At 55.7% G+C, this 21,927-nt stretch carries 23 protein-coding genes, 2 tRNA genes, 1 other RNA gene and 1 other annotated feature; of the genes, 8 read left to right on the top strand and 18 right to left on the bottom strand.

What is annotated here, in order from left to right; all coding sequences use genetic code 11:
• Positions 1-88 precede the first annotated feature (88 nt).
• Positions 89-628, top strand: coding sequence for a chromate transporter (locus tag DW089_RS05005; RefSeq protein WP_105327434.1), 540 nt, complete (start codon positions 89-91; stop codon positions 626-628).
• Positions 628-1,197: a chromate transporter gene (locus DW089_RS05000; protein WP_231086082.1), complete on the top strand. Its 570-nt coding sequence runs from the start codon at positions 628-630 to the stop codon at positions 1,195-1,197. The genes DW089_RS05005 and DW089_RS05000 overlap by 1 nt, the downstream gene beginning before the upstream one ends.
• A gap of 41 nt (positions 1,198-1,238) precedes the next feature.
• On the opposite strand, the gene DW089_RS04995 is transcribed toward DW089_RS05000, so the two are convergent.
• Positions 1,239-2,150, bottom strand: coding sequence for a LysR family transcriptional regulator (locus DW089_RS04995; protein WP_158572324.1), 912 nt, complete (start codon positions 2,148-2,150; stop codon positions 1,239-1,241).
• Positions 2,151-2,279: 129 nt separating this feature from the next.
• Between DW089_RS04995 and DW089_RS04990 the strand changes: the two genes are divergently transcribed.
• A complete protein-coding gene (locus DW089_RS04990) occupies positions 2,280-3,173 on the top strand; it encodes a DMT family transporter (RefSeq protein ID WP_105326940.1) in 894 nt (297 codons plus the stop codon).
• Positions 3,174-3,256: 83 nt separating this feature from the next.
• Here the strand turns inward: DW089_RS04990 and DW089_RS04985 are convergent, their stop codons facing one another.
• The 9 genes from DW089_RS04985 to dnaX all read right to left on the bottom strand — a co-directional run bounded on the left by DW089_RS04985 (position 3,257) and on the right by dnaX (position 11,834).
• Positions 3,257-3,664 (bottom strand): hypothetical protein, encoded by a 408-nt coding sequence (locus DW089_RS04985; RefSeq protein ID WP_231086083.1) that lies wholly within the window; start codon positions 3,662-3,664, stop codon positions 3,257-3,259.
• A 112-nt stretch (positions 3,665-3,776) separates the two neighbouring features.
• Positions 3,777-5,141 carry an MATE family efflux transporter gene (locus DW089_RS04980; RefSeq protein ID WP_231086084.1) on the bottom strand — a complete coding sequence of 455 codons (1,365 nt, stop codon included), beginning with the start codon at positions 5,139-5,141 and terminating at the stop codon, positions 3,777-3,779.
• A 151-nt stretch (positions 5,142-5,292) separates the two neighbouring features.
• Positions 5,293-7,284, bottom strand: a complete 1,992-nt coding sequence (locus DW089_RS04975; RefSeq protein ID WP_233547554.1) for an LTA synthase family protein — start codon at positions 7,282-7,284, stop codon at positions 5,293-5,295.
• 54 nt (positions 7,285-7,338) lie between these two features.
• Positions 7,339-8,283 (bottom strand): diacylglycerol kinase family protein, encoded by a 945-nt coding sequence (locus DW089_RS04970; RefSeq protein WP_105326938.1) that lies wholly within the window; start codon positions 8,281-8,283, stop codon positions 7,339-7,341.
• A gap of 15 nt (positions 8,284-8,298) precedes the next feature.
• A complete protein-coding gene (locus DW089_RS04965; protein WP_105326937.1) occupies positions 8,299-8,694 on the bottom strand; it encodes a GtrA family protein in 396 nt (131 codons plus the stop codon).
• A 4-nt stretch (positions 8,695-8,698) separates the two neighbouring features.
• Complete coding sequence (locus DW089_RS04960; protein ID WP_105326936.1) at positions 8,699-8,944, bottom strand: pro-sigmaK processing inhibitor BofA family protein; 246 nt, start codon at positions 8,942-8,944, stop codon at positions 8,699-8,701.
• Positions 8,945-8,957: 13 nt separating this feature from the next.
• Positions 8,958-9,554, bottom strand: a complete 597-nt coding sequence (recR, locus tag DW089_RS04955) for a recombination mediator RecR (RefSeq protein WP_105326935.1) — start codon at positions 9,552-9,554, stop codon at positions 8,958-8,960.
• A 9-nt stretch (positions 9,555-9,563) separates the two neighbouring features.
• Positions 9,564-9,896 carry a YbaB/EbfC family nucleoid-associated protein gene (locus tag DW089_RS04950; protein WP_105326934.1) on the bottom strand — a complete coding sequence of 111 codons (333 nt, stop codon included), beginning with the start codon at positions 9,894-9,896 and terminating at the stop codon, positions 9,564-9,566.
• 24 nt (positions 9,897-9,920) lie between these two features.
• On the bottom strand, positions 9,921-11,834 hold the full coding sequence (gene dnaX / locus DW089_RS04945; RefSeq protein WP_105326933.1) for a DNA polymerase III subunit gamma/tau: 1,914 nt from the start codon (positions 11,832-11,834) through the stop codon (positions 9,921-9,923).
• A 176-nt stretch (positions 11,835-12,010) separates the two neighbouring features.
• On the opposite strand from dnaX, the gene DW089_RS04940 reads away from it, so the two are divergent.
• Positions 12,011-12,100 (top strand) — tRNA-Ser (locus DW089_RS04940).
• A gap of 51 nt (positions 12,101-12,151) precedes the next feature.
• Positions 12,152-12,251, top strand: an RNA gene (gene ffs / locus DW089_RS04935) — signal recognition particle sRNA small type.
• 133 nt (positions 12,252-12,384) lie between these two features.
• Here ffs and DW089_RS04930 read toward each other — a convergent pair.
• The 5 genes from DW089_RS04930 to metA all read right to left on the bottom strand — a co-directional run bounded on the left by DW089_RS04930 (position 12,385) and on the right by metA (position 16,908).
• Positions 12,385-13,785: an FAD-binding oxidoreductase gene (locus tag DW089_RS04930; protein WP_105326932.1), complete on the bottom strand. Its 1,401-nt coding sequence runs from the start codon at positions 13,783-13,785 to the stop codon at positions 12,385-12,387.
• 63 nt (positions 13,786-13,848) lie between these two features.
• On the bottom strand, positions 13,849-14,994 hold the full coding sequence (alr, locus tag DW089_RS04925; protein ID WP_105326931.1) for an alanine racemase: 1,146 nt from the start codon (positions 14,992-14,994) through the stop codon (positions 13,849-13,851).
• Positions 14,995-15,330: 336 nt separating this feature from the next.
• Positions 15,331-15,418 (bottom strand) — tRNA-Ser (locus DW089_RS04920).
• 67 nt (positions 15,419-15,485) lie between these two features.
• The gene (locus DW089_RS04915) at positions 15,486-15,956 is read right to left on the bottom strand and encodes a nucleoside deaminase (RefSeq protein WP_118286880.1); all 471 of its coding nucleotides are present in this window, start codon (positions 15,954-15,956) and stop codon (positions 15,486-15,488) included.
• A gap of 28 nt (positions 15,957-15,984) precedes the next feature.
• Entirely contained in the window at positions 15,985-16,908 is a 924-nt protein-coding gene (gene metA, locus DW089_RS04910) for a homoserine O-succinyltransferase (protein ID WP_105326929.1), read from the bottom strand.
• Positions 16,909-16,950: 42 nt separating this feature from the next.
• Positions 16,951-17,184 (bottom strand) — a binding site (T-box leader).
• 130 nt (positions 17,185-17,314) lie between these two features.
• On the opposite strand from metA, the gene DW089_RS04905 reads away from it, so the two are divergent.
• Both DW089_RS04905 and DW089_RS04900 read left to right on the top strand, forming a co-directional pair.
• On the top strand, positions 17,315-17,980 hold the full coding sequence (locus DW089_RS04905) for a Crp/Fnr family transcriptional regulator (protein ID WP_105326928.1): 666 nt from the start codon (positions 17,315-17,317) through the stop codon (positions 17,978-17,980).
• Positions 17,981-17,989: 9 nt separating this feature from the next.
• Entirely contained in the window at positions 17,990-18,592 is a 603-nt protein-coding gene (locus DW089_RS04900; RefSeq protein ID WP_105327431.1) for a DNA glycosylase, read from the top strand.
• A 61-nt stretch (positions 18,593-18,653) separates the two neighbouring features.
• On the opposite strand, the gene DW089_RS04895 is transcribed toward DW089_RS04900, so the two are convergent.
• The 3 genes from DW089_RS04895 to DW089_RS11720 form a co-directional block, all read right to left on the bottom strand.
• Positions 18,654-19,730, bottom strand: coding sequence for a metallophosphoesterase (locus DW089_RS04895; RefSeq protein WP_105326927.1), 1,077 nt, complete (start codon positions 19,728-19,730; stop codon positions 18,654-18,656).
• A gap of 73 nt (positions 19,731-19,803) precedes the next feature.
• Positions 19,804-20,190: a CrcB family protein gene (locus DW089_RS04890; protein ID WP_105326926.1), complete on the bottom strand. Its 387-nt coding sequence runs from the start codon at positions 20,188-20,190 to the stop codon at positions 19,804-19,806.
• 13 nt (positions 20,191-20,203) lie between these two features.
• Positions 20,204-20,338: a hypothetical protein gene (locus DW089_RS11720; RefSeq protein WP_255419937.1), complete on the bottom strand. Its 135-nt coding sequence runs from the start codon at positions 20,336-20,338 to the stop codon at positions 20,204-20,206.
• Positions 20,339-20,486: 148 nt separating this feature from the next.
• Between DW089_RS11720 and rlmD the strand changes: the two genes are divergently transcribed.
• Positions 20,487-21,857: a 23S rRNA (uracil(1939)-C(5))-methyltransferase RlmD gene (gene rlmD, locus DW089_RS04885; RefSeq protein ID WP_231086085.1), complete on the top strand. Its 1,371-nt coding sequence runs from the start codon at positions 20,487-20,489 to the stop codon at positions 21,855-21,857.
• Positions 21,858-21,927: the final 70 nt, after the last annotated feature.

Genomic DNA, 21,927 nt, shown 5'->3' with positions numbered 1-21,927 from the left:
TATTTTGTCAGTCCGCAGCTGTACCTGTTTCTATATTTACAGCTTCTTTCCTGGGTGTTACACTGAAGGAAGTTAACGGAGGTGCATGATGTCTGAACTTATCCAATTATTTCTTGTTTTTGCCCGTATTGGGGCGGTAACCTTTGGCGGCGGGTATGCCATGCTGCCCATTCTCCAGGCGGAAGTGGTGGAAAAATACCACTGGGCCACGGAAGCAGAGCTGGCAGACTACTTTGCCGTAGGCCAGTGCACTCCCGGGGTCATTGCCGTGAACACGGCAACTTTCATTGGGGATAAGCGCAGAGGACCCATCGGCGGCATTGTGGCTACCCTGGGGGTTGCCACTCCCTCGGTGATCATCATTACGGCCATTGCCGCATTCCTGTCCAACTTTGCAGACCTGTTGATTGTAAAAGATGCCTTTGCCGGCATCCGGATCTGCGTCTGTGTCCTGATTTTCAATGCCGTCTTCAAGCTGGCCAAAAGCGCCCTGGTGGACAAACTCACCGTTGGGCTATTTCTGGTCATTATGCTGGTGAACCTGTTCGTGGATATTTCCCCAGCTTATCTGGTAGTCCTGGCCGGGATTGTGGGCTTGGCTGCCAAGAAAGTGAGAGGTGAACTCTGATGCTGCTGCTTCGACTGTTCTATGAATTTGCCAAAATTGGCCTATTTGCCATTGGGGGCGGCATGGCCACCATTCCCTTTCTGACCAAACTGGCCTCCACCACCGGCTGGTTTACGGAAACGGATCTGCTGAATATGATTGCCGTATCCGAATCCACCCCCGGCCCCATCGGCGTCAACACCGCTACCTATGTGGGCTACCACATTGCCGGTTTCCAGGGTGCCTTGATTGCTACTTTGGGGCTTATTACCCCGTCCGTCATTGTCATCCTGATTATTTTCCAGTTTCTGAAAAAATTTGGCGACAGCAAATACGTGAAGGCCGTCATGTACGGGCTTCGGGCAGCTTCTGCGGGCCTGATTGCCGCGGCAGGTTTCCTGGTAGCCAAGGTCACCCTGTTCCATCCGGAAGCCTGGGGCACAGGAAACGTTATGGCCCTGTTTAACGGCCGGGCCCTTTTGGTAGCCCTGATTCTTGTGTACCTGACCCGGCGCTTTAAAAGCGTCCACCCCATTGCGTTCCTGGCAGCTTCTGCCGTGGTGGGCATTGTGTTCCATTTTTCGATGTAAGCGTTTTTCCTTCCGCCGATACCCCGGCGGAATTTTTTTGCCTATTTTTGCTGGACTTTGCCGGCGGTTCTTTCTTTTGCCTTGACCTCAGCCACAAAATTCTGGACATACTCAATGAATTTTTTAAGGGCTGGGGACGCATCCCGGTAGGAAGGCAGGGCAATGCCCAGTTCCAATTTTTCCCCGGTGGTAAAGGGCAGCACCTTGACCCTGCCCTGCCAGCGGGAAGAGCTGAGCTCATTGTCCATGGAAACGCCCAGCCCCGCTTCCACCAGGCACCAGCAGGTGTACATATCGCTGGTGGTAAATCGCACATCCGGCTGGATATGGTACTTCTTGAAAAAAGCCTCAATGGTGGTTCCCTGGTGGGGAAAGGGTTCAATAAAGGGCAGCTGGGCAATCTCCTCAGGGGAAATGGCTGCCTGCCGGGCCTGGGGAAAGCTTTCGGGAATCCAGGCCACATAGCGGTCGCTGTAGAGAGGCAGCCATTCCCCACTGTAATTCTGGGGCCGGCTGAACAAAACGCAGCTCAGCCGCCGCTCCTGCAAGCCTTCCAAAAGCCGGCTGTTGCCAGCCTCCTGGACGTGGATCCGGATGCCCGGATAATCCCGCTGGAATTTTTGGAGGATGGTGGGCAGCCAGCGGGCAGCAATGCTGTAGTAGCTGCCTACAAACAATTCCCCCTGCTCCAGCCCCCGGATGGCAGCGCAGTACTCATTTAACCGGCCCTGCCAATGCAACAGCTCCCGAAACACCGGCAGCAGCTCCTCCCCTTCGTGGGTAAAGCCCACCCCCTGGGGCCCCCGGGTCAGTACGGGAAATCCCAGATCTTTTTCCAGCCCGTCCAATAGCCGGGTCAGCCCGGAAGGGGAATAGCCCAGCTCCTGGGCGGCTGCCGTAATGCTGCCCAGTTCCACCGCCTTCAGCAGGGCTTTATATTTATTGGTTTCCATGATTCCATCTCCCTTTAGGAAGCAGCTCATTATGCGGATTCCACACAATTATATTGTATAAGTTGCGTTTTACACAATACCTTTTTGGATTTATAATAGAGAAAATTTAAGGAAAAGAAGGAATGTTCCATGAGTACCCGAGCTGCGAAAATTTTGCTGGCTTTTGTTATCCTGACCCGGAGCTGTGCCTTTATTTTTTCCAAAATCTCCTTACAGGAACTGGCCCCCTTCATGGTGCTGGGCATTCGCTTTACCATTTCCTGTCTGATCCTGTCCCTGATCTTCTGCCGTCACCTGTACCGGGAACTGAAAGCGGATTCTCAGCTGCTGCCCAAAAGCTTTCTTCTGGGACTGACCCTGTTCTTTGTTATGGGCTGTGAAATGATGAGCCTGCGGACTTCCGCCGTGCACATGGTGGCCTTTTTGGAAAATACGGCCCTGGCCTTTGTCCCCATCCTGAACGCCATCATCTACCGGCGGCTGCCGGACCGGCACATCGTCATTGGAGTTCTGGCCATCCTTACCGGCGTAGGCTTCCTGACCCTGGGCGGCGCCTCCCTGAGCTTTGCCGCAGGGGACCTGTTCGCCATTGGTTCCGGGCTGTTTTACGGGGCCTACATTGTGGCCACGGGGATTACCGTGGAACACAGCGATGCCTTCTCCCTGGGCATCCTACAAATGGGCATGATGGGTCTGCTCAGCCTGGGGGCTGCCGCCTTCCAGGGTGTAGTAGCCCTTCCCACCCACACCCCCACCCTGCTGAGCCTGACCGTGCTGATTCTGATGTGCAGCTGCTTTGGCTTTACCTTCCAGCCAGTGGCCCAGCAGTACGTACCCAGCGACGAAGCCGGTATGTTCTGCGCCATCACTCCCCTGTCCGCCTCCATTCTGGGCACCCTGGTGTTCCAGGAAACCTTTGGTACCAACGGCTTTATCGGAGCAGCCTGCATTCTGGCGGGAATGCTCTACGTAAACTGGCCCCGGAAAGAAAAAACGCTGCAGGTCTCGGAAGCCCACAGCTAAAAACAGGCATAAAAAAATCGGAAGCTCCCAGGCTTCCGATTTTTTTATGCTCCGAAACGCCTTTTCCGGCGCATCCGCTAGGACTAACAAATATGACTAAAAATATACTGCAAGGCCTCTTTGGCTTGGGCATACCTTTCCTTACTGCCGCTGAGGATGACGCTGTTTTCACTGGAGCGTTCTGCGTTGTCGCTGCCCACACTTAAGGGGCTGTTGGCTGTCTCAAACTCGATATAGCCGCTTAGCACTGTGGATTCCAGCTTGGCCTGGATAGCCACAATGGACCGGAAGGGAATCACCTTGAAATTGTTGTCCCCCAGGTTCCACAGTCCGCCGCCGGTCTTGTCGATGACCACGGCATTTTGGTGCACATACAAATTGGCGCCCCGGCAGTCCACCGCATACAATTCTTCTCCCAGAAATTCCCGTACCGGGCTGGGCCGCATGGCTTCGTCCTTACCGGCACCCTTTAACGCATCAAATAATCCCACGATAGCTCTCCCTTTCTCTGCCAGCCGGGCGCAGGGTTTCCGCCCCGGCCCGTCCGTTCTCTAGTATGTTTTCTAGTATACCATAGGACAGCCGTGCTTTGGAACACGCTCCCTACTCCAGCGCCGGCCCACTGAACTTGCGCTCAATATACCGGAGCCGCAAGGTCAGAAACAGGGCGGAGAAAAAGATGCCCGTAATCAGCCCCAGCCAGTAGCCGTCCGGACCCAGGTGCACCCCGTGGTCCAAAAACAGCCCCGCCGGCAGGGAAATCAGCCAGTAGGCCGCCAGAGCCGAATAGAAGGTGGCCTTTACGTCCTTGTAGCCCCGGAGTACCCCCTGAATGGGGGCGGCGGTACTGTCACAGAACTGGAAGGCTACCGCAAAAATCAGGAAATGCTTGATGGGTCCAATGAGGCTGGGATCCGTGGTGTACAGGGCCGCAATCCAGTCCCGGCCCAAAAGCAGCACAGCGGCGAAAAAGGCTCCGGTCATCAGATTGGCCAGCCGGCCCGTGGAGGCGTACTTTTTGGCTAGCCGAAAGTCCGCCGCCCCCACATACGCCCCCACCAAAATGGTGAGCGCCAGGGAAAAGCTCAAAGGAATCATGTACAGCATACTGCAAAAGCTCATAGCGGCTTGGTTGGCAGCTACAGCGATGGTGCCAAAGCGGGCCACAAACAAACATTCCACCCCGAAAATACTGGTTTCCAGGAAGATTCCCACGCCCATGGGAAGTCCCACCCGGAGGTGTTCCCGCAAATGGGCAAAGGAAAAACCGGAAGGATCAAAAATCCGGTAGCCGGCAAACACTTTCAGGCGTTTTAACACCACCACAAAGCATAAAAGCAGGATCCAGCAGGAAATGGAGGTCCCCACCCCGGCGCCGGGTCCGCCCAGGGCCGGGGCTCCCAGCTTGCCAAAGATAAAGATATAGTTCATGGCGGCGTTGATGGGCACCGTCAAAAGAAACAGCCGCATGGTCACCTGGGTATAGCCCATGCTGTCTACAAAACAGCGGAGCATATTGGAGGCAAAAAGGGGCAGAACGCTGAAAGCGGAAAAACCCAGGTAGCGGTAGGCCACCCGGTATACTTCCGGGGTCAGGTTCATGGTGCCCAAAATGGACGGCAAAAAGAGAATCCCCGCGGTAATGACCAGCACCGTCAGGAGGCAGGACAGCACCAGCCCACTGAACACAGCTCCGGCAATGCTTTTGTTCTCCCCGGCCCCCCGGTAGTTGGCCACAATGGGGGTCAGGGCCTGCTGGATGCCGTTTAAACCGGTAAACAGGGGCATCCAGATATTGGCGCCAATGGCCACGCCGGCCAGTTCATTGGTGCCCGCGTGACCGCTCATGACCGTGTCAAACAAACTGAGCCCCTGGATGGCCATCTGGGTAATCAGGATGGGCACCATAACGCTCATGATGCGCCGTAACCGGGAAGTAAAGGTTCCTTCCCTGCTGCTGTTTTCCACGCAAACACCTCCTTGGTAAAAATAAGCAGAAAGGGCAACAGCCTCCGTCTGGAACCTGCCAGGTACAAGAAAGAGGGTGCGCAGCCTGCACACCCTCCCGGGGACGTATCCCCCAGCCTGCGGGCCGCCAACGGCGGGGCCTGCTGCCCTTTTATTTAGGTTGAAATTCAATATGCCGATTGATGTAGTTGTACATAATGTAGTTGGCAAGGGCATCTTTGGCTTCCGTATCCGGATGCTCCTCGTCCAAGGTGGCAATGATGTAATCATCGGCTGCATAGTAGTAGGCCTTGCCTCCAAAGTATCCCAAACCATAGGGATGAGCTGCGGTCGTCAGCAGATCCCGGCCCATGAATTCCTTGGGCACCTGCTGGCCTTCCAGGGTCAGCAGGGTAGGTGCCAAATCTTCCTGGCTGGCATACATGGTTTCGTCCAGCTGGAAGAGCGGCGCCAAATTTTTGGAGATAAAGAGCAAGGGAATGGGAGCTACACTCTGCTTATCCTGGGGATTATCCACCAGGGTCTTGTATTCACCCCCGGAATGGGGGTTGTGGTCCGCCGTAACGATAAACAGGGTCCGGTCATCCATCAGTCCTTCCGCATCTGCTTCCGCAAAGAAGTGCTGCAAGGTCTTGTCCACCCAGTACATGCCGCAGACCGTGGCCGTTCCCTGATCCCGTACGGATTCCGGCATTTCTGCATAGCTGTAGCCGTAATAGGGATAGGGCTGATGCATATCCAGGGTCTTGCAGACCAGCAGCAGCTTGTCGTTTTTGTGCTCATTCAAGATCCGCAGGGCGGCATCGTACATCACATCATTGTGAAAGCCCCAGCCGCTAGCACCCTTGTAGCCCATACCGGCAATGTCTTCCTTGGCCAGGTAATGTTCCATGCCAAATTGGGCCGGATACTCCCGGTACTCATTGTTGTAGTACCGGCTGGAGGCGCTGAGGAAATAGCCGGTGTAGCCCGCCCCCTGCATAGAGCGGTACAGGGACGGCTGGTTTTCTCCCGGCAGGTCCCCATCGTAGATCAGCTGGGAGCGGAAGGTGGCATTCAGGCCCTGGGTGGTAGGCACCGCCGAGGAGTAGTAATGGTCCACCTTGGGATACCGTTTCAGCAGGGAGTCCAGGTATGGAGTGGTTTCCGCCGGAATATTGGAATTGTAGTAATGAATGTAGTCCCGGTGCACGGATTCCAAAATCAGCAGCACCACCCGGTCGTAGGCCGGCTGCTGCCGGGGCACCGCTTCCGGTTTGGGATAGATGCCCAGCTTGGACAGGGCTTCCTTATCCTGGTCCGTCAAGGTCCGTTCCGTATACTTCCAGGGCTCCTTGACCACCTTATCCGTCTTGAACAGGGCCTTGCCCACAAAGTTCACGTTAATGGGATAAGCAATGCTGTTGCGGGTAGGTTTCCGGGTCTTTTCCAGGTCCACCTCGATATCCAGGCCGCTGACGCTGTCAATGGCCTTGTAGGTGCCTTCCGCCAAAAGCGCATAGGCCACATTCAGGCCCATGGCAAACATCACCAGGCACAGCAGGGACCAGGGCAGGTTGGGCTTTTTCCGTTTGGGATGCACCACCCGGAAAAGGGGAATAAAGGCCAGCAGCACCACTGCGATTACGGCCAGCTGCCAGGGTGCTGTGGTTTCCAGAATGCCCTTGGCCGCATACCAGTTCAGGTTCTCAAACAGCACGCTTTCCACGTGCATGGAGGTATTCCAGAAGTAAATGGCGTCCCCCAGCATAATGATGCAGGTGAAATAGTACGCCAGGAAATACAGGGCCTTCATAGGGCGGTTGGGCCAGTGGTGGTACAGCATGGCGCACAGCAGTACCAGGACAATATTGTTGAACAGCCCGGTAATTACGGAAAGGACGGTCATAAAGCCCGTATCCATTTCCAGGTAGGTGACCATAAACACCGCATCCAGCAGATACAGAATGCCCACCACTACCACCGGAAAATACCGGAGGGTTCTGTCCTTGATTCTCCGCCGCTCCCGGTACAGGAACAGGGCCACCCCCATAAGCAGCAGGTCCCGGAGGAAGCCATTCAGGGCATGGTACCAGCATTCTGCCCAGGGAAAGGGGCGAATGTCCTGGACCAGGGTCCAGTTGTAGACGAATTCAATTGCCAAAAAAAGGAGTACGATCAGTCCCCCAAGAGATATTTTTTTCACAGTAGCCGCTCCTTACGAAATAAATTGGAGTGCTTTGGGAAGCAGCGAAATGGACAACGGCGACGTGACCACCGCGTCTCCGTCCAGCTCTGCGGCAAACTGCTTCACGTTGCAGCGAATTTCTACCCGGGACGCCGGGTAGATTTCCACGCTTTTGTCCAGGCTCAGCATATCGGCTGCAATCAGGGCCGTATAGCGCAGGAAATCCACGCACCGGTCCTTGGTAAACAGGCACACGTGGAGCACAGGATTGGACAGGGAGCCCCCATTCACCAGGGAGAACCGGCCGGCATAGTAGCGGCTTTTGGTAACAATGGCGGAGCTGGCCTCGTGCCAAACCCCATCATCATCAATCATTACCTGGAAGCGGTACTTCCAGTTATGAAGGAGCATTTCGCTGCCCACCACCTTGCCGCTCTGGCGCACATAGGCCAGCGTAGACAGATATTTCTTTTCCTTGGGGGTCACCTTATCCACCACCAGGGAGTCCACCCCAATCCCGGCCACGGTCAGGAAAATCCTGTCGTTGGCCCGGCCCAGGCAGACCGGGGTGGTAAAGCCCTTGGAAACCTGGAACATCCAGTTGTTCACGTCGGTGCGCTGCTGGAGCTCTTTGGCCACCAGGTTCACAGTGCCTGCCGGATAGATACTGACATAGGGCCAGTAATCCGCATCCACACAAACTTCCACCAAAGCCCGCAGGGTCCCGTCCCCGCCGGCCACAATCACCCACTCCACCTTTTCTTCGCAGATCCGCCGGCCCACTTCCTGGGTGGCGGCAAAAGTAGAGACCTGGACGTATTCGAACCGATCCGGTCCGTACAGCTGCAGCAGCTGCTTGGCCATCTTATCCACGTTTTTGTGGATGCCGCTGAAAAAGGTCTGTTTTCCGGCACTATAATTGTGCACCAGCAGCACCTTGTGAAATGCATCGATGTCTACGATTTGACGAAGCATGGCAAACTTACTCCTTTAGTAAATCCATTTTTTCCTGGAACAATAGTTCCAAACTGTCACAAGGGCAGAGGCTGCAATTTTGGACGGCATTACGCTGTAGCCCAGGGCTCCAACGAAAATTCGCATCAGCAGCACATTCAGTACCAATCCCATGGTGGAAACCAGCAGCACCAGGGAAAACTCTTTGGATTTGCTGTACCGGACACCACTGGTAAAAACCCAGATATTGGTGGCCAGGTAGTGGCAGACTGTGGAACAGAAATAGGCCAGGGCTGTGGCCAGAAGATAATTCCAGCCCCAGACCTGACTAAACAGGTAAACCAGCGCCCATTCAAACAGGGCCGCAGTGCCGCCGATCATCAGGTAGCACAAAATCCGGACTTTTTCGTTATCCGATTTATGCAGTTCCATAGGCTCAGTGCCCCGCCAGCTGGTACAGCAGCAGCAGGACAACCCCGGGGACGCCGAAGAAACCGGCTACCAGGGCGGAAACCACATCAATATGCAGCGTTACGCCCACCAGGGAGCCTACCATATTGAAAATCCACAACAGCACCATGCCGCAGAAGCCGTTCCACAAAAGCTTCAGGGACAGGGAAAACATATTGATGACAATAAAGAGCACAACCAGCGCCGCAGCGCCTACAGCCCAAACTTCCATGGTATTTCACCTTTCATAACTCACGCCGGTTTTCCAGCGCTTTATACAGGGTCAGTTCGTCCGCATATTCCAGGTCCCCGCCTACCGGCAGACCATGAGCAATCCGGCTGACCTTCACCCCGGTGGGACGGATCAATCCGGCCAAATAATTGGCCGTTGCTTCCCCTTCCACATCGGAATTGGTGGCCAGGATCACTTCCTTGATTTTTCCGTCCTGGAGACGGCGGAGCAGTTCCCGGATTTTCAGCCGGTCCGGCCCAATACCATCCAGGGGGGACAGGACTCCGTGGAGCACGTGATACAGGCCCTGGTAGCCCCGGGTCCGTTCCATGGCAGCTACATCCTGGGGCTGTTCCACCACGCACACCAGGCTTTGGTCCCGCTTGGCGTCCTGGCAGATTTCGCACAGGTCCCCTTCGCACAAATCAAAGCACTGCCGGCACAGATGGACGTGCTTCTTCGCATCCAAAAGGGCCTGGGCCAGAGCCTCTACATCCTCCTGCTTCATGTCCAGCACATGGTAGGACAGCCGCAGGGCGGACTTGGACCCGATGCCCGGCAGCTTCCGCAGCTGTTCGTACAGCCGGGCCATGGGTTTTACCATTCGCATGATTTTGCCTTAAAACATGCCGGGCAGTTTCATGCCGCCGGTAACCTTGCCCAATTCCTTTTCGGTCATGTCGTCCACCATTTTCATGGCTTCGTTGACAGCCGTCACAATCAGGTCCTGGAGCATTTCTACGTCTTCCGGATCCACTGCGTCCGGGGACAGGGTCAGGCTTACCAGGTTCTTGTTGCCGTTGACCACGACCTTTACGGCTTCACCGCCGGAAGTGGCTTCTACGGTGCGCTCCTTCAGCTCTTCCTGGAGCTTGCTCATTTCGCTCTGCATTTTTTGTACTTTCTTCAGCATGCCCTGCATGTTGTTCATACCCATTCCGCCTTTAAACATTGGTTCATTCCTCCTGAAATTGTGTTATGGTTCTTCTTTATATACCTTACCGCCAAATACCGAAAGCGCCTTTTTTACGCCCGGAGGCAATTCCTCCGGTTCCGCCGGCTTTTCCTTGGCGGCTGGCTGCTCATTTACGGCCGGGGCCGGAGCTGCTGCCTGAGGCGCAGGCTCCGGGGCTGCCTGGGGAGCGGCCTTGGGCGCAACCGGAGCTGCGGGCTGGGGAGGCGTTTGGGGCGCCGCCCAGCGGGCCGGTTCCGGAGGCAAACCTCCAGCCTGGAGCACCACGGCTAGCCCAATGGGCTGTCCCGTGCGCTCCTTTAAAATATCCGTCATTAGATTGTGCAGATCCGGGGTTTCAAAGCGCTCTTTCAGGCTTTCCGAATCCACTACCAAAGTCAGCACCTGGTTGGCAAAAGAGCCCACCTGGGCCATTTTGGCGTATACCAAAAACGCCCGTTTCCGGCGCTGCTTTAGCCCCTGTATCACAGTCTGCCATAGTTCTTCCCCTTGTGCAACCCCTTCTCGTGACAGAGGTGTGACATTTGCGGCAGCAGCTGCTGGCGCAGCCGTAGGAACCACTGGCGCACTAGGCACCACCGGAGCTGCCGGGGGCTTGGGCTCTGCCTTGGGGAAAACGGCCGGTTCCGGCGTCCAGGCTGGCACCGCCGGTGCGTCAGGTACACTGGCAGTTTTAGGCGTAAAGGCCGGCGCTGCCGGCGAAGCAAAAGCCGGGGCTGCCGGAAGCGCACTGCCGCCTAAGGGTGCCGCTGCCGGAGCCGTAAAGCCGCCGGCGGTCAGGGCCGCCACCTGTTCTTCCAGGCTGCGGATCCGGGCTTCCAAAGCCGCTTCTGACGACCCCTGGTGCTTACACAGGTCATACAGGCAAAGCTCCCCCACGATTTTCTTGCGCAGGGACCGCTTGCATTCGGCCGCTGCCTGGTGCAGCTTTTCTTCGCTGGCCATCAGCTGGGGCCGGCTGAACAAGGGGGCCAGCCGGGCCAGTTCCGTTTCCTCATCGGTTACGTAAATATCCTGATAGGCCGGGTCCACCTGATACAGCAGGAGAGCCCGGAAATATTCCATCAGCTCCGCCAAAATCTGCTCTAGCTCCTTGCCCTGCTCCAAAAGAGCGTTCAGGGTAGCCAAAGCGCCGGCCAAATCCTGTTTGCCGATCTGCTCGGTCAGAAGCCGGATTTTTTCCCGGCCGGCGGAGCCAATCATCTGGCGCACCGCTTCGGCCGTAATGGGACTGGCCATGACGCTGCACTGGTCCAAAAGACTGAGTGCGTCCCGCATGCCCCCATCCGCCTGGATGGCAATCAGCCGCAGGGCTTCCTTTTCCGCCTGAATATGGCTGCCTTCCGCCACCTTTTCCAGATGCTCGGCAATCTCTGGCACCGTTACCCGGTGAAAATCGTACCGCTGGCACCGGGACAGGATGGTGGCCGGAATCTTCTGGGGCTCCGTGGTGGCCAATATGAACACCACGTGCTCCGGCGGTTCCTCCAAGGTCTTCAGCAGCGCATTGAAGGCATCGGTGGTAATCATATGGACTTCGTCGATGATATAGACTTTATAACGGCAGGCTGCCGGGGCAAAAAACACCTGATCCCGGAGCTTTTTCATTTCTTCAATGCCCCGGTTGGAGGCCCCGTCGATTTCAATGACATCGGGGGCTGTGCCTTCGGTAATTTCCCGGCACAGGGTGCATTCGTTGCAGGGGTGGGCTGTGGGGCCGTGCTCACAGTTCAGGGCCTTGGCCAAAATCCGGGCCGTACTGGTCTTCCCTGACCCTCTGGGCCCTGTAAACAGATACGCATGGGAAATTCTTCCCGATTCCAGGGCGTTGGAAAGGGCCGTTTTGATATGCGCCTGCCCCACCAGATCCTCGAAGGTCTGCGGCCGCCAGGTGCGATACAGAGCAACGTATGCCATACTTCCCATCCTTTCTGTTCTATCTGAACAATGTGCTTTAGCTATTATACCTTTTTTCCCTAAAAAAATTCAACTAAAATGTTGACAAGTGAGCGCAAATTGGTTATACTGTACCTCGTGGTTGTCTTCAAGACTACTGCAAACAATTGAATAGCTTTATCTAAGCAATTCAACCTGGAGAGTTGTCCGAGCGGTTGAAGGAGCACGCCTGGAAAGCGTGTATACGGGAAACCGTATCGAGGGTTCGAATCCCTCACTCTCCGCCATTTTGTCTGTCAGCCGCGTCAAGCGGCTTTTATTTTTCCGGCGGACTGCAGCGGCGGGTCCTGCGCAATGGAGTCCTGTGAACCTTGTCAGGTCCGGAAGGAAGCAGCAATAAGCAGATCCCTTCATGTGCCGCAGGGGTGCCTGTTGCTGCAGCCCGCCGGGAAAATAAAAAGAGCCTGTGAACTTCGGTTTGCAGGCTTTTTTTGTTGCCGCTCCCCCACTTCAGCCTGAGTTAATCAAAAACGCTTTCCCGCCAAACCTGCGAGAAAGCGTTTTTTATTTCTTAGTATTGGGCCAGCACCTTGCCCGGATTCAAAACATCCTTGGGATCCAGGGCTTTTTTGATGGTCTGCATCATGTACAATTCCCCAGGATCTGCCAGGGAAGCCAGCTGCTTCACCTTCTTGGCGCCGATGCCGTGTTCGCCGCTGAGTTTGCCGCCCATGGCGTAAATATAGGGATAGGCTTCTGCATGGAAATCATGAAGGGCCTTTTCCCAGGCTTCATCTGTCATATTCCCCTTCAGAATGGAGAAATGCAGATTCCCGTCCCCGGCATGGGCCAGGGTAAATACCTGGAAGGGATAGGATTCCGCTACCTTGGACAGTTCGTTGATGGTCTGGGCAATCTTGTCCAGGGGCACCACAAAATCGTCGCTGGTCATTACCTTGCTCAGTACCCGGACGCTTTCCAAACAATTCTTCCGCACCGTCCAAACCCGGTCGTCGGCAATCATCACATCGTCGGCGCCGTTTTCCCGGCACAGTTCATCCAGCTTTTCCAGCTTCTTTTCCAGTTCGTCCTCATCAAAGGTTTCCAGGGTAAGAATCACATAGGAGCCGTCCTCGTAATGGGCCAGCCGGATTTTGGAATAATCGCTGGCAGACCTTACGAAACCATTGTCCATAAATTCCACGCTGGTGGGATTTAGGCCTGCCTTCAGTAAAATGGGTACCAGGCTGACAGCCTTTTCCTGGTCGGTAAATACCGCCAGTACGTCCGCCTTATACGGTGCCAGGGGCAATAGCTTCAGGGTTGCCTTGGTAATGATGCCCAGGGTGCCTTCGCTGCCGATCACCAGCTGGTCCAGGCAGTAGCCGGTGCTGTTTTTCTTGCTCCGGGTGCCCAGGTTGGCGATTTCGCCGTTGGGCAGCACCACTTCGATGGCGTGGACCTGGTTCCGGGTGGTGCCGTAGCGTACGGCCTTGTCGCCCCCGGCATTGGTGGCCAGGTTGCCCCCAATCAGGCAGCTGTCGGCGCTGCAGGGATCTCCTGCGTAGAACAGGCCTACGGCCCGGGCTGCTTCCTGGACCTTCACCGTGGGAACCCCGGCCTGGGCAATCAGGTACATCCCGTCCGCGTCCACTTTTTCAATCTTGTCCAGCCGTTCCAGCAGCAGTACCAGCCCGCCGCACACGGCAATGGCTCCGTCGGAAACACTGGTGCCCCCGCTCCGGGGCGTAACCGGGAAACCGTACTGGTTGGCCAGCTTCATAATGGCTGCCACCTGCTCCGTAGTTTCCGGAGCCACCACCGCTTCAGGGGTCCGGAACAGCCGGGGATCCGTTTCCTCATCGGTTTTATACTGCTCCAGATGGTCCGGATCCGTCCATACATACTTTTCGCCCACCAGGGCGTTTAATTTTTCAAGCACTTCTTGGGTAATTGGATTGTAGTTTTCCATGCTGCTTTGCTGCCTTTCTGCTTACTGTCCTGCGCCTTCCTGCTTTCCTACGCCAGCCACTTCTCAGAAATGGTTGTTCACATAATGGCGGATGGTATAGTGGTACGTATATTTCCGGGGAATCCGGGTGCTCAGTAAGCATAGCACCTCATACCCGATGGTCCCACACCAATCCGCTACCTGATCCAGGGAAATGGCGCCATCCCCAAAGATCACGGCTTCATCCCCTGCGTGCACATTGGGCACGTGGGTTACATCCACCATGAACTGATCCATGCAGATCCGTCCAATAATGGGTGCCTTATACCCCCGGATGCTCACATAGCCCTTATTGGACAGCTTCCGGGAAACCCCGTCCGCATAGCCCAGGGGCAGGGTGGCAATCAGGGTAGGTTCCTTGGTTTCGTAGGTGCAGCCGTAGCTGACCTTTTCCCCGGCGGGAACCTGCTTTACAAAGACCACTTCGGCCTTGAGGCTCATCACCGGCCGAATGTCCAGGCACTGCTTCACTTCCTTGGAAGGCCACCAGCCGTAAAGGGTAATGCCCTGCCGCACCATATTGAATTCCGTGCCGGGCATTTCCGTAATGCCGGCGCTGTTATCCAAATGGATCAGGGGAATCTCAATGCCCCGAGCCTTGATGCTTTCCACGGCCTGGTTAAACAAGGCAACCTGATGCTGGGCGTAATCCTTGTTGGTTTCATCAGCAGTGGCAAAATGGGAGAACAGGCCTTCCAGCTCCACATGGGGCAGATGGCTGATGGCTTCGGCCAAATCCGCCGCTTCCGATGGACGGCAGCCAATCCGGTTCATCCCCGTATCCACGGCCAAATGGACCTTCACCGTCTTATTTTCCTGCAAGGCCATGGCCGAAAGGGCCTGGGCCGTTGTCAGGTCGTACACCGTTTGGGTAATCTGATAATCCACAATGGCTTTTTCGTGTTCCGGGGTCATGGTGCCCAGAATCAGGATGGGGGCCATAATCCCCGCTTCCCGCAGTTCCACGGCTTCCTGGGTCATGGAAACCGCCAGGTAATTGACGCCGGCGGCCAATGCTGCCGTAGCAACAGGCACAGCTCCGTGGCCATAGGCATCGGCCTTGACCACTGCACAGATTTTTGTTCCCGGTTTCAATACCTTCCGGGTCACCTGCACGTTATGGGCAATTGCGGATAAATCCACTTCCGCCCAGACATTTCTTACTCTCATTTGGACGCCACCGTTCTCCTAAAATTGGCGGTCACGGAATCTGCCGTGGACCAGCCAGAATCCAGCGGGCAGGTGCTTGCATACAAAACACGTCCCTGCACTGTTATCCTTTATCATAGCAAAGTCTTTGGGCAGGTTCAAGTTTTTTCCATCTCCGGCTTCCGTCAAAAAGTGTGCTGTTCTGGCAGGGCCTTTTGTCCATTGTGCGCAGCTTGTGCGCACAATTCCCCCCAAAATGCCAAAAACCGGAAACTCTCCCTTCCCTGCAAAAGCCAAACAGCCGCAGACAGCCTGGCTTGCAGGAAAAAAGAATTTCCGGTCTTACGTAACAAATATTGGCGGATGGGGTGGGATTCGAACCCACGATACCTTGCGGTATACTTGATTTCGAGTCAAGCACCTTCGACCACTCGGACACCCATCCGTGAGTTCTCATTATAACACAATTGTTAGAAAGAAAACAAATCTAAAATTCTTGAATTACTGCACCCCTATTCGGACCGCCGGGCCCGGAAAAACTCCTGGAGTACCTGAAGGCACTCCTCTTCCCGGACGCCGGCGGTAACCTGGGTGCCTACGCTGAGGGAAGGCTGCCCAGGAAAATTAAACAGGGAGCCGCAGCAGCCCGCTGCACTATCGTAGGCCCCGTACACCACCCGGCCGATTCTGGCGTTCCAGATGGCTCCGGCGCACATGGGACAGGGTTCCAGGGTCACGTACAGCACGGCGTCCGGCAGCCGCCAGCGGCCCAGCTTGCTGCAAGCCGCCTGGATTACCCGCAGCTCTGCATGGGCCGTGGCATCGGGCAGCTGTTCCCGTCTGTTGTGGTCCCGGGCAATGACCGCCCCGTCCACAACCAGCACCGCCCCTACGGGGATTTCCCCCTCCCGGGCCGCCTGCCGGGCTTCTTCCAGAGCCAGGTCCATATAGTACAGATCTTCCTTTGCGGCTAGTGCTTCCATGGAATGTCCTTTCTTCTCCAAGGGCCTCTTACTCTTTCCGGGTAAGTTTGGTCAAATCATAGGGCGTATCCTGGTACACCCGGTTCAGCCAGTTCAGGTAGAACAGGTGGGCATAGCTGCACCACTTGAAGCAGGGTTGCTGGCTACTGTCGTTGTCCGGATAATAGAAGGCCGGCAGGGCAGGATTCAGGCCCTTATTCTTATCCCTGATGTATTCATCCTGGAGGGAATTCCGTTCGTATTCAAAATGCCCCATAACGAAAATATGGCGCATATCGTGGCTGCAGCAGATATTGATGCCGTTTTCCACGCTGCGGCTGAGCACATCCAGTTTGTCAGAAGCATCTACCGCCTGGTCATCCACGGAGGTGTACCGGGATTGGGGAATAAAGTACCGGTCGTCAAAGCCCCGGAGCAGCGGATGGTTGCGCACCGTCAGGCCGTAAGGATAAATGCCGCAGATTTTCTGGGGCAGCATCCGTTTGGCAACCCCATAGTAATAGTACAGGCCGGCCTGTGCGCCCCAACAGTAATGGAGCACGGAGTAGGCATGGTCCCGGGCCCATTCAAAATACTCCACCACTTCCGGCCAGTATTCCACTTCCTCAAACTCCAGCTTTTCTACAGGAGCCCCGGTGACAATGAAGCCATCGTAGTATTTGTCCTTGATATCGTTAAATTCCAGGTAGCAGCTTTCCAGGTAGGAATTGTCCGTATGGGTGCCCACCCGGCTTACCGGCCGGCAGAAGTCCACTTCCAGCTGCAGGGGGGAATTACCCAAAAGGCGCAGCAGCTGTAATTCCGTAGGTTTCTTTAAGGGCATCAGGTTGAGAATCAGAATACGCAAAGGACGGATATCCTGGGTTGCAGCCCGATCGCTATCTATGGTAACAATTTCTTCCTCTTCCAGTTTGGCTTTTGCCGACAGATGACTCGCAATTTTAATTGGCATAATTTCCACTCCTTTTCTGCAATAAAAAAAGCCTCCGCCCCCTGCAGGGACGAAAGCATCGTGGTACCACCCAGCTTCGCTTGGCCAGGCCAAGCCTCTCGAGTACGTGACTTGGTCGGATACTCCAGTGCTGTAATGGGCACACCCAGACGGCTTACTGCACTTCAGCCATCAGCTCCAAGGCCATGTTCTCCTCTTTGCCCGCTCTTCCTCTCACCAAAACAGAAGCTCTCTGTGCCGCAGCGCCGAAGGTACTCTTCTTTTCATCGCTCATGTCATATGAAATTGCTTACAATTTACCACAGAATGGTTTTCCCGTCAAGTGGTTTACCCGCCTTGCTTTCTTTCCGGAGCCGTTGTATACTGGAGAAAAGAAACGTTGTTAAAACAACGAAAAGGAGGAGCTATGGATACTGCATTTCTAAGCAAAACCGCCCTGTTCAAAAACGTTCCGCCCCAGGAAATCCTTTGCCGGATGAACTGCCTGGGCGGGGTAGAACGTTCCTATAAAAAAGGCACCTATATCCACTACGCCGGAGATATTGTCCACACCGTCAGCATGGTGCTTACCGGCCGGGTGATTATCGAAACCGACGATGTCTGGGGCAACCGGACCCTTCTCGGCCAGGCGGAACCCGGCTCCTTGTTTGCGGAAGCCTACGCCTGCGTGGAAAACGAGCCGCTTTTGATCAACGTGCTGGCAGAGGAAGACACCACCGTGCTGATGATGGACCTGAGCAAGGTCATGCGCACCTGCTCCCACAGCTGCCCCCAGCACACCCAGATTATCGAAAACCTGCTGCACATCTTGGCCCGGAAAAACCTGGCCCTGTCCCGGCGGATTCTCCACACCTCGTCCAAGTCCATCCGGGGACGGGTCATTGCCTACCTATCCTTCTTGGCCGCCAAGCAGAAAAAAGACAGGATCACCGTGCCCTTTAACCGACAGCAGATGGCGGATTATCTCAGCGTGGACCGAAGCGCGTTAAGCAGCGAGCTCAGCAAAATGAAAAAGGAAGGCATCCTGGATTACCATAAGGAAGAATTCCATCTGTTAAAGGATGCGGAGTAGGTGGCGGCCATGACCAAAATACCCACAGAACCTGTCATCGAAACCCATCCCTTTCCGCCCTTTCTGCCGCCCCAGGCCCGGGTACTGGTGCTGGGCACCTTTCCCCCGGCTGCCGGCAAGCGGGCCATGGACTTCTATTATCCCAACTTCCAAAACGATATGTGGCGGATTATGGGACTGATTTTCTTCCAGAACCCGGATTATTTCCGCAAAGGGGAAGCAAAGGCCTTTGACCCCCAAAAAATCCAGCAGGAACTGTCCCGGCTGGGCATCGCCCTGGGCCCCACCGTGCTCCGGGCCATCCGGGAAAAGGGCAACGCCAGCGACAAATTTCTCCAGGTAGTAGAACCGGCGGACCTAAAGGCTATGCTGCACCAGCTGCCCCAGTGCCAGGCCCTGGCCACCACCGGGGAAAAAGCCACGGAACTAGTGCTGGCCCAGTGCGAAAATCCCCCGGCCCTGCCCAAATCGGGAGCCAGCGTACCCATTACCTTGGGCGGCCGGCACTACACCCTGTCCCGCCTTCCCTCCACTTCCCGGGCCTACCCCCTGAAGCTGGAGAAGAAGGCCGCAGCCTACCAGGATTTTTTCAAGGCCTTTGGCCTGCTGTAACAGAAAAACAAAGCTCCCTTCCCAGGTGTTTGGCGCACCTTGGAAGGGAGCTTTGTTTTCTCTATTTTTCGATATTCACCACTACGATTTCCGGCATGGGGCCCGTCCGTACCGGAATGCCCCACAGGCCGTAGCCGCTGGAAACGGTGGCCAGCAGCTGGTCCACCTTTTGGCTGCCGTAATCCAGGAAGTACATTTTTTTCGTAATCAGGCGATTGGGGAACAGCTGGCCTGCATGGGTATGGCCGGCAAAATACAGGTTGTACCCCGCCTTGGCCGCTTCCTCAATATGCCGGGGCTCATGCTCCAGAAAAATATTGAACTTGCCGGGAGCCGGAGCAAACTGCACCCGTCTGTCCCCAAACAGGTAATCGTCCAGGCCGGTCAGGGACAGTTGGGGATTTACCTCCTGGTTTTCATCCACCAGGAAATGAATGCCGTCCTGCTCCAGCATTTTCCGTTCCAGGGGACCCGTACCCATCCGCCGGTCGTGATTGCCGTACACGGCGTATACCCCATCCCGGCTTTGGAGATTTTTCAGGGCATCCAGGGTGCCTTCCTTTTGCACAAGCAGTAGATTCCCGTCCACCATATCCCCACCCAGGAGCACCAGGTCGGGTTTTAGGCTATTGATCCGCTGCACCATACGGTCTGCATCAGCCCGGCCAAACAAACCGCCGTAATGCAGGTCGGACACAAAGACCACCTTGTAGGGTGCGGAAAGGGCCAAATCCGTATGGTAGGTTTCCTCCCGGACCACCGGATGGGTGGCCCGCCAGCAGCCAACCACTACAACCACCAGGTTCAGGGCAAACAGCAGCCGGGCTGCCATAGGCGCTGCCTTGGGAAAATGGCCAACCCAGCCCACCAGCCAAACCAGCAAAAATACCAAAAGGGTCAGGATGGAATAGTACCAAAAGCCCGCCCACAGGCCGCTGAGCCAGGCCAGAAACCGGGTAATGCTCCGGGGCAGCAGATTCAGGTACACATTGCTAAACACAAAAAGCAGCGGCATTACGAGAAAAATCAGCGCCGTCCACCAGGGCCGGAGGAAGGACAGCCCGGTCCGGTACATACTCCATACCGCTGCCGAGCCGCCCAGGCCCAGCACCAATACGGTGAGAAAAAATCGATTCATTTTTTGCCTTCTTTCTAGATTTCCCTATAAGTGAGAAAGGGACCGCCCTTGGCAGTCCCCCTATATCCAAGCATCAGAGCAGCGAACGTCCGGCCCAAAAGGCCAGGCCAGCCGCCAGCAGCCCCAGTGTATTCTGCAGCAGTAAATATAAAAATCCGCTCACATGATCCCCATGCAAAAAGAAATGCATGCCCTCCTTAATGAAGGAAGAAAACGCGGTAAAGCCCCCGATAAAACCCCAGTAGAAAAACGCCGCCCAACGGGGATGGGGCAGTTTGACATACAAATACGAAGCGAAAAAGCCAATGAGCACGCAGCCCAAGGTATTGACGAAAATCATTTCCCAGGGGAAATGGTGGCCCCAAACGCCCTTCAGCGCCGCTGCGGCCAAATACCTGCACACGGAGCCCAGGGCACCCCCCAGACCAATGCAGACCAACAAAAGAAAATCCGTTTCCATGGTAGTTCCTCCTCTATGCTTTTGCCATCCAATAACCGCCTCCTAAGAACTCTTTCAGCTGCCGCCCTGATTTGAAAAAACGGGCGCTGCGACAGCCGGCAGCGTCCTTGCTGTTTTTATCATACCAATTCCACAGGGTATCTGTCAATTCCTGATAATCATTCTTCTTTTCTTTCTTTTTCCCGTTTTTTCATGCACTGAAGGGGAATTCCGGCTGCTGCCAATAATTCCCCGGCCCTGCGGTTGCGTCCCAGGGGCCGCACAGGTATAATAGAAGGACTATGGAACATACACATATGCAATTTAAACCCAAAGAAAATATCGAATGCACCATTAACGGCCTGGGCAGCTCCGGCGAAGGAGTGGGCAAAGTCAGCGGCTTCACCTTCTTTATTCCCGGTGCCCTGCCGGGGGAACGGGTGCAGGCCCAGGTTACCCTGGTAAAAAAGAGCTACGGCCAGGCCAAGCTGGTAAAGGTACTGGTACCCTCCCCGGACCGGGAAAAACCGCCCTGCCCGGTGTACAAGCAATGCGGGGGCTGCCAGCTCCAGCATCTGTCCTACCCGGCCCAGCTGGCCAATAAACGGCAGACCGTGGTAGATGCCCTGGAACGGATTGGCCATTTCCACAAGGTGCAGGTCCTGGACACCCTGGGAGCCCTTCACCCCTGGCATTACCGGAACAAGATGCAGGTGCCCGTCGCACAAAGCAAAAACCACCAGCTGCGGATTGGCTGCTTTGCCGCTGGAACCCATCAGGTCATCGATGTGAAAGACTGCCTGATTCAGCAGGAAACCAACAACAAAATCGCCCAGATTACCCGGGAGTGGATGACCCAATACCATATTGCCGCGCTGGAAGAGGACAGCCGGAAGGGCCTGGTCCGTCACATTATGGGCCGCACCGGGGTAAAAACCGGGGAAGTGATGGCGGTGCTCATCACCAACGAATCTGTGGTGCCCCACCTGAAGGAACTGGCCCAGCTGCTGAGGGCCCAGATTCCCGGTTTCACCACTCTGGTCCAGAACATCAATACCCGGCATACCAACGTAATCATGGGCCAGAAAAACAAGGTCATCTGGGGCCCCGGCTTCATCCATGACCAACTGGGCAAATTCACCTTTGCCATTTCTCCCCATTCCTTCTTCCAGGTAAACACAGAGCAGGCGGAACTGCTGTACGAAACCGCCCTCCAGTACGCCGCTCTGACCGGCAAGGAAAACGTCATCGATGCCTACTGCGGCACAGGAACCATTACCCTGTTTTTGGCCCAAAAGGCCCGCCGGGCCCTGGGCATTGAAATTGTGCCCGCCGCCATCCACGACGCCCACGAAAACGCCAAACACAACCACGTAACCAATACGGAGTTCATCTGCGCCGATGCCGCCAAGGAACTGCCTGACCTGGTGCGTCACGGCAGCCGCCCCGATGTGGTGGTGCTGGATCCGCCCCGGGCCGGCTGCGAAAAGCGTGTTCTGGACGCCATCGCCCAGGTGCGCCCCAAACGGGTGGTGTACGTATCCTGCAATCCGGCCTCTCTGGCCCGAGATGCCGCCATTCTCCGGGACCACGGCTTTGTGCTGCGCAAAGTCCAGCCCGTGGACGTGTTCCCCCACACCTGCCATGTGGAAAGCGTGGCCCTGTTCAGCCGCAGTGAAAATTCCTAAAAAATCTGGGGGTGTGAAATAAGGAAACTTCTATCGTCGCCTTACGGCGACACTTCCTTCACGCTTTACG

Source organism: Acidaminococcus sp. AM05-11 (genome assembly GCF_003472805.1).
In the GTDB taxonomy this organism is placed as follows: Bacteria; Bacillota; Negativicutes; order Acidaminococcales; family Acidaminococcaceae; genus Acidaminococcus; species Acidaminococcus hominis.
This window is presented reverse-complemented; position numbering and strand designations above follow the sequence as displayed.